General features: G+C 59.1%; 1 protein-coding gene. It reads right to left on the reverse strand.

What is annotated here, in order from left to right; genetic code table 11:
- Window positions 1–281: hypothetical protein (locus ACW9H9_RS28890; RefSeq protein WP_457346747.1), on the reverse strand; the 281-nt coding region annotated here is incomplete at both ends.

A 281-nucleotide genomic window follows, 5' to 3' on the forward strand; every position in this document is an offset into this window, starting at 1 on the left:
TGGTTGGCGATGTTGATCAGGGTGGTCAGGCTGTGTTGGGCGGCGTTGCTCATGGTTTGGTAAAGTTTGCTGGTGCGCACGGACTCCAGATCAAGGACCGCTTTGATTTCACTGGTACGTGAGCCCAGGCTGGTAGCGTCACCGGAAGCGCCCAGCGTGAGTGTGGGCGAGCTGCCATCGCCCTCGCGCCCCTGATCGTCCAGCTTTCCCGTGGTGCTGAAATTGTGGGTGACTTGCTGGATGAGCGCGGCGATTTCAGGGTTGAAGTTGAACAGCGCCAT

This window comes from Pseudomonas sp. SDO5215_S409, assembly GCF_054071325.1.